Below are 6600 nucleotides of genomic sequence, written 5' to 3'. Positions count from 1 at the left end.
GTGAAACCTTTGGCGCGCTCATTCCGATTCCGTATTCCGCAAGACCTACAGTATTGTTGATCGCTGTCGGACCACCACATTTACTGGTACCCGACCACGGTGTTTGAACGTAAGGAAATGATGACCTGAAAGTTGTATCATTCGCCTGGATACCGGTACTGTAACTTAACACACCACCCAGTTTAGGTGTAACGGGGTTTGCCCCACCAACTGTGTAATCATCATACCATAAACCAATAGCCGCTAATGCAACACCGCCTACTGCCTGCAGTTCGATGGTGGTTACATCATCTTCCAGTCTTCTTCCGTTAGGAAAACCATCCATGTTAGGAATAAACTGAATTGAAGTACTGCCGTTATAAGCAGGATCAGTTAAACCAAGTACTGCAGCATTTACAATACCAAGGCTGCTGAATTTAGGATCGTTACGTGGAGTGGGAGGTACTGCCATATTTAAACGCAGCATATCACCAAGCGTTGGTAAAAAATTATTAATAAAAGGTTTACCGGGAGAAAGCGGGCCACCAGTTTTACCTGTTGCTAACTGATAAGGCGCAAGGTTAGGAACACCAGTGTAAAATATGGGTAAGATATCAACAGCTCTCGGGCTTTTATTATCGGGTAATAAAATGCTTCCAAAAACTGCTTCGTCCAATGCTGTACCTTTAACAGCAGCAGATCCTTTTAAAGAAAATAAACCAGCTTTACCATTTCTAAAATCATAAGCACCTAAAGAATGATTTTGAATTCTTAATGCATTTAGTGAAGGAACGGCACCACCAAATTGTGAATCGTCCATATACAATGCTAATTCCGGATTGGTAAAGTATGATGCAAACTGCAGATCATTTGCAGGAGTGGTTGAATTCCATTTGTCTTTCATGCCTACAGGAATTATCGCTTCGTTGGTAAGTGGCATACCCAAACGTGATACCTGAACCCATGGGCCAGAGTAACTAACAGCACCGGCTGCCCCAATAGTTTTTATTTGCTGCCTGCTTGCACTTGCCCATACACCAATTACAAAATCGCCATCTAAAATGTTTGCCGCCTGCGATACTGCTTTACCATCTTTTTGTAAAAGATTGATAGGTATTTTTAAAGCTATACTGTGTACATTAAATCTTGCTAAACCATCTTTTGTTGCATTGGTAGTATTGCCTTCGGGGCGAAAATTACCTGCATCAAATGCACCGGCTAAATCCACAAAAAACGGATCATCAACCGGACCGCAAAAAACTCTTTCGCCACTTGTAGCGGTGGTGATGGCTGCAGTAATTAACGCATCGTAACTGGCAGCACCTAAACCAACCGGTGTACTTTGAATAGAGCGTGGGCCAATGTTTGCAGGAGGCACAATGCCATTTGCAACTACAGTTGTAAAGGCTCCGCCATTCACACTTTTTTCGCAGATGTAAGTTGTTTTTATATTTTGGGCACCTAAACGGATATTGAAAAACGTTGTTGGATCCTGGTTAATTTGAGAAAAAGTGAAACGGTAAATTATATCGTCGGCTGCACTTGCTGTTTTATTTTTTATATGAATTTCATAGCGTATGTTGGTACCAAATGTATAATAGTTTGGTCCGCCTTCGGGTAATTCAAAAGGAATATAGTTAGCGATAATGGTAACTGTATTAGGATCATCCGGACTGCGGAATGCATACAGATCGGTATTATCACACAAGGGATCGTTAGAAATTAACGGCGCTTCCCTGTGGCTTGATGCATTTGCTACAATGCTGCCTGTAAGTAAGGCCAGCATCAGTACCAGTTGCTTTGTTTTGAAAAATGTTTTTTTCATTATTTTAATTTTAGGTTTTTATTATTTAGATGAGGTTGCATTATTAAAATCGAACAACAGTGATAACCTGATGGTATTTTTTAAAGCATTGGTGTTAGTGTTATTACCTGTTGGAACTAAGTAAGAAAAATTTAAGCCTGCAACTTTATATTGTACACCTGCGCCAACAGTTAAATAATTTCTGTTGCCTTTTAATTTGCTTTCGGTAAAATATCCGGCACGTAAACTAAATTGATCTTTGTAAGTATATTCTGTACCAAGACCTAACTGAAATTCTTTTATTTCTTCGCTGAATCCATCAGGTGCATCACCAAAAGAACTGAACCAGCTGCTAACAACACCTTTATTTTCGTATGCGGCTACTTTAGCTGCATCGCTGGGATCGGGAGGAGTTGGCACCATTAATTTATTTACATCAAGTGCAAATGAAATTTTATTTTCTTCGTTAAATTTTTTATTGTAAGCTGCACCCAGTGCAAGGTTTGCAGGAATATAATTGTCTGCACCACCATAATTTATTTTACTGCCGAGGTTGGTAATGGCAGCGCCAAAATTCCATCCTTTATCGTTCATGTAAAAAGTAGAAATATCGGCTGCAACTGCACTGCCCGATTTGTAATTAGCGTTTGTACTGGTGTTGGCAAGCTTGCTTCCGATATACCTTAATGAAATACCAACGCCCATTTTTGTTGAAAGTTTACGGGAGTAACCAGCTTCAACAGCAATGTCGGTTGGCTTGTAACTACCTGTTTCCTGGCCAATGTTATCAGTAAAAGTAAAAGTACCCAAACTGAAATTGCGTACTCCAAAACTGATGGCTTCTTTATCGTTAAGTTTATAAAAACTTGATAAAGAAATTTGATACAAATTTTTTACATCAAGCTCACTTAACCACGGCGTGTAAGTGAGGCCGATACCGTATTGGGCGTCGTTAAAAGCAGTTTTACTGCCATTGTAAAACATGGAGTTGGCATCAGGATTAGTTGCAACCCCAACATCACCCATACCACCAGTTCTTGCATCGGCAGCAAGCCTTAAAAAGGGCACTGCAGTAGTAATAGGATTTTCTTTTCCGGATTGTGCAAACGAAATTTGTGTGATCGTCATAAGCAATAAAACCGGAAGGATGGTTTTAGTTAATTTTGAAATCATGCGTTTTAGTATTTTATTTTTTTAGAAAATGAAACAAGGATGTCTCATGGGTTACATACGGCGAATGCTGTTAAATGGTTTTAACTATTTTAAAAATGGAGCGTTAGCATATTATGTACTACATATATTGTCGTTATTATTCTATAATTTTGAATCTATCATCAATTATTCTTTATTAATTTTTCATTATCAATTACTATGGCTTATTGGTTAGTAAAATCAGAACCCTCAGTGTACAGCTGGGATCAATTTGTAAAAGACAAACAAACTTTTTGGAGTGGCGTTCGCAATTATGCAGCCCGTATAAATTTAAGGGCCATGAAAAAAGGTGATGAAGTTTTATATTATCACAGCAACGAAGGCGTAGAAATTGTAGGCATTGCAAAAGTTATAAAAGAAGCTTACCAGGATCCCACAACCGAAGATGAAAGATGGGTGGCTGTAGATTTAAAACCTGTACGTAAATTAAAAAATGCGGTATCATTAGATCTGCTAAAAAAAGATAAGCGCCTTGCCAATATGGATTTAGTACGCTTGGGAAGATTGAGTGTACAAACGGTGAAAGAGGAGGAGTGGAAGATTGTAATGGAGATGGCGGAAACCCCCTCCGCCCCCTGAAGGGGGAACTTTGGACTCTGCTAATTTGCTATCTCTTTCCTAAACTCAAAAAGTATTTTTTTCTGCTACATCTGCGTATTCAGCGGGCAAATAGAATCGCTTTCTGTTTCATTTAACATTTGATATCGGTTACTTATTTTATGCAATTTGTATCAATGAGCATCTAATAACTCTAAACTCAATTGTATGAAATCGAAACTAACTTTTGCCGCAATTTTATTTTTTTCAATTTTTGTTTCGTGTGACAGAGCTACTAAAAAAGAGGATAAGAAATATGCTGCGATGTTATCTGAAGTGAAACAAATTGAGCCGCCATCTCAAAGTGAAAACAGAAAACAAAAGATTCCCGTGGGAACATTACAACAGGCTGAAACCGATTCAGGAATCTCTCCATTGCCTGCCAAACCTGTAGCTAATCCCGATTGGAATAAAAAAATAATTAAGAACGCAATACTTAAATTAGAGGTTAAAGATTTTAAAAGCTATAACTCCGACGTTCATAAAACAGTAAAACAATTTGGAGGTTATATAGCGCAGGAAGAACAAAATCTTACGGATGAAAAATCTGAAACAGTAATATCAATAAAAGTTCCGGTTGATCAATTTGAAACAATGATGAATCAATTACCTGGCGGCGATGTGAAAGTTTTAGAAAGAAAAATTACTACAGAAGATGTTACCGGCGAAGTGGTGGATACAAAATCGAGGTTAGAAGCTAAAAAACAAATGCGAATAAAATATTTGGAGTTTTTAAAGCAATCAAAAAATATGGAAGAAGTATTGCAGGTTCAAACAGAAGTAAATAATATTCAGGAAGAAATAGAATCTGCCGCAAGCCGTGTTGAATTTCTTTCACATCAATCATCATACAGTACAATTAATCTTACATTTTTTCAACCTTTAAAAGGATATAAACCAACAGATATTACTCCGTCATTTTTAACACGGGTAAGTAATGCATTTAAAATTGGAACAAGCTGGATAGCAGATTTATTTGTTGGCCTCATTGCAATTTGGCCATTGTTAATAATAATTATTGGAATTTATTTTGGATGGAAAAAATTAAGGCCAGTAAAAACTCCCAAACAAATTTTGTAAGTTTGACCAATGGATAAAAAACATATTGTGGTACTTTCTGGTGCAGGCATAAGTGCAGAAAGTGGTTTAAAAACTTTTAGAGACAGTGATGGACTATGGATGGGGTACAATGTAGAAGATGTTGCCACACCACGTGGTTTTGAAAAAGATCCGCAATTGGTTTTAAATTTTTATAACGAAAGAAGGAGAGATGTAGCTGCAGCAAAACCAAACGCTGCACATATTGGTTTAGCCGAACTGGAAAAAGATTTTGATGTTACCATCATTACCCAAAACATTGATGATTTACACGAACGTGGCGGCAGTACGAGGGTATTGCATTTGCATGGCGAAATTTTTAAAATGAGAAGTGTAAATGATGAGCATACCATCTATGAAATAATAGGTGATATTAATGTAGGTGATCTGTCAGCTGATGGATCACAGCTTCGTCCGTATATTGTTTGGTTTGAAGAACCAGTGCCCATGATGGAAAAAGCTGCAGCATTATTACACGACTGCGATTATTTTGTTGTAGTAGGAACATCATTGCAGGTTTATCCTGCTGCATCGTTATTGCATTATGCGCCAGCATTTTTACCTAAGTTTATTATTGATAAAAAAATACCTTCGGTAAATAATTATCCCAATTTGCATTTAATAGAAAAGCCTGCAACGGAAGGGGTGGAGGAGTTAAAAAAATTATTACATAAATAGTTTGAAGATGTTATTTTCTTTATTTTAACCCAAAAAATTTAATTATGCCCGGAGGTTTTGAACTTACACTTATTTTACTGGCATTATTTATTATCCCTGCAATTTTTTATCTCATTACATTACAAAAAACATTAGAAGCAATAATACCGGCAAACAGAAGAATGCCTCCCCCACCAGGTATAGTTGTTGCGTATTATACTGTTTCTTCTTTAATTTTTCTACTTTCAACCATAATCTTTCAACCTGTATCCGTATATTTGCGGCGGCAAGTCTTATACGGCCAGCTCCTGTTGAACTCCCCCAGGGCCGGAAGGCAGCAAGGGTAGATGGTTGAGCGGTGCGATGTAAGTAACTTGCCATTTTTTATTTATACTATCACATAATATATACAACCTCCAATGAAATTTTTTATTGATACAGCCAACCTGGCACAAATTAAAGAGGCCAACGATTTAGGTATTTTAGACGGCGTTACCACCAACCCCAGTTTAATGGCTAAAGAAGGCATTAAAGGCAGCGAAGCAGTAATGGCACATTATAAAGCTATTTGCGAAATGGTAGATGGCGATATTAGTGCTGAAGTTATTTCTACCGATTTTGATGGCATTATAGCGGAAGGAAAAAAATTGGCTGCTATACATCCAAACATTGTGGTAAAAGTACCCATGATTAAAGACGGTATTAAAGCCATAAAATGGTTTACAGATAATGGTATCAGAACCAACTGTACTCTGATATTTTCTGCAGGTCAGGCAATACTGGCTGCAAAAGCCGGTGCAAGTTACGTATCGCCATTTATTGGCAGGGTAGATGATACCGGTTGGGATGGTATGGATCTGATTCATCAGTTGCGCCAGATATTTTCTATACAGGGATATAAAACAGAAATTTTAGCGGCCTCAATCCGCAACCCCAATCATATTATTAAATGTGCCGAAGCCGGAGCAGATGTTTGTACTTGCCCGCTGGTTTCTATTTTAGGATTATTAAAACATCCTTTAACCGATAGCGGTTTAGCACAGTTTTTAGAAGATGCTAAGAAGTTTGCATAGGTGTCAGACGGTTTGAAACCGTTATGACACCTGATTAATTAAAAATGCCCGGTAAATCTTTTTTTGAAGAACCGGGCATTTTACGTTTTTGAATAAATGTCACACGGTTTTAAACCGTCGAGACATTTACCCTTTTTTACGCTTCGATTTGGGAGGTTGCATATCATTCAACAACTGTTC

Annotated in this window: 6 protein-coding genes and 1 other RNA gene; 5 read left to right on the top strand and 2 right to left on the bottom strand. The window is 37.7% G+C overall.

The genetic code is table 11. The features are described from left to right. Together ACY651_RS08735 and porV are read right to left on the bottom strand one after the other, a co-directional pair. Positions 1 to 1804: DUF4331 domain-containing protein (locus ACY651_RS08735; protein WP_462251756.1), on the bottom strand; the 1804-nt coding region annotated here is incomplete at its 3' end. Positions 1805 to 1825: 21 nt separating this feature from the next. Further along, entirely contained in the window at positions 1826 to 2956 is a 1131-nt protein-coding gene (gene porV / locus ACY651_RS08730; protein WP_462251754.1) for a type IX secretion system outer membrane channel protein PorV, read from the bottom strand. Positions 2957 to 3154: 198 nt separating this feature from the next. On the opposite strand from porV, the gene ACY651_RS08725 reads away from it, so the two are divergent. The 5 genes from ACY651_RS08725 (at position 3155) to fsa (ending at position 6420) form a co-directional block, all read left to right on the top strand. After that, positions 3155 to 3574, top strand: coding sequence for an EVE domain-containing protein (locus ACY651_RS08725; RefSeq protein ID WP_462251752.1), 420 nt, complete (start codon positions 3155 to 3157; stop codon positions 3572 to 3574). 186 nt (positions 3575 to 3760) lie between these two features. Next, on the top strand, positions 3761 to 4672 hold the full coding sequence (locus tag ACY651_RS08720; RefSeq protein ID WP_462251750.1) for a DUF4349 domain-containing protein: 912 nt from the start codon (positions 3761 to 3763) through the stop codon (positions 4670 to 4672). 9 nt (positions 4673 to 4681) lie between these two features. Then, entirely contained in the window at positions 4682 to 5368 is a 687-nt protein-coding gene (locus tag ACY651_RS08715) for an SIR2 family NAD-dependent protein deacylase (protein WP_462251748.1), read from the top strand. Positions 5369 to 5631: 263 nt separating this feature from the next. Beyond that, an RNA gene (gene ffs, locus ACY651_RS08710) (signal recognition particle sRNA small type) lies at positions 5632 to 5730 on the top strand. 36 nt (positions 5731 to 5766) lie between these two features. Beyond that, positions 5767 to 6420 carry a fructose-6-phosphate aldolase gene (gene fsa, locus ACY651_RS08705; RefSeq protein ID WP_462251746.1) on the top strand — a complete coding sequence of 218 codons (654 nt, stop codon included), beginning with the start codon at positions 5767 to 5769 and terminating at the stop codon, positions 6418 to 6420. The last annotated feature ends 180 nt before the right edge of the window (positions 6421 to 6600 follow it).

It is taken from the genome of Ferruginibacter sp. (assembly GCF_031391665.1).
Classification (GTDB): domain Bacteria; phylum Bacteroidota; class Bacteroidia; order Chitinophagales; family Chitinophagaceae; genus Ferruginibacter.
This window is presented reverse-complemented; position numbering and strand designations above follow the sequence as displayed.